This window comes from Clostridium tepidiprofundi DSM 19306, from assembly GCF_001594005.1.
Lineage (GTDB): Bacteria > Bacillota > Clostridia > Clostridiales > Clostridiaceae > Clostridium_AC > Clostridium_AC tepidiprofundi.
On record NZ_LTBA01000133.1, the window covers coordinates 1 to 865 of the forward strand.

Below are 865 nucleotides of genomic sequence, written 5' to 3' on the forward strand. Positions count from 1 at the left end.
TAGTAATATCTAATATTGATAGCAGATATTTTTATGAAATAGTAATAGAATTTTTTATGGAAATAGTAAATAATTTAAGTAAATTAGGTAAAAGCAAGGAAGCAAAAGAAGAGCCAGATATTATATCTATTGATGGAAAAACAAGTTGTGGTTCTAAAAGAAATGATACAGATATAATAGGAAGTAAAGCATTACACACATTAAATGCATATTCTAATGATTATGGAATGTGTATTGGTCAAGTTTTTGTTGATGAAAAAAGTAATGAGATTCCAGCAGCAAAAGATTTATTTAAGATAATAGATTTAAAAGATACTATAGTTACATGGGATGCACTAAATACACAGAAAACAACTATAGAAGCAGTTATTAAAAATAAAGGAGATTATGTTGGAGCATTAAAGGGTAATCAAGGTAATCTTTATAATGATATAAAAGAATATTTTGACGAAGAAGAGTTAGAAAAAATTAAAAGAGAAAAAGAAAACTATGTGGTTACAAAAGAAAAAGAACATAGTGCTATTGTAACAAGAGAATATTTTTTAACAGAAAATGTAAAATGGATATATGGAAGAAAAGAATGGAAAGGTCTAAAAAGTATTGGTGTTGAAAAGAAAACAATAGAAAAGAAGAATGGAAAAATAGTTAAAGAAGAAAGGTATTTTATTTGCAGTATTAAATCAGTTGAAACATTTGCTAGAGCAGTAAGAGGACACTGGGGAGTTGAAAATTCACTACATTGGCATTTGGATTTTACGTTTAAAGATGATAAGAATACAACTATGAGCAAAAATGGAGCTAAGAACTTACAAATAGTAAAGAAAATTGCATTAGCAATTTTAAGAACAGTTCAGACTTTTTATAA

The 865-nt window shown here is 26.5% G+C and carries 1 protein-coding gene; it reads left to right on the plus strand.

Annotated elements, in window-relative coordinates:
• The coding region (locus CLTEP_RS14045) for an ISAs1 family transposase (protein ID WP_153016364.1) at positions 1 to 865 on the plus strand (865 nt) is incomplete at both ends.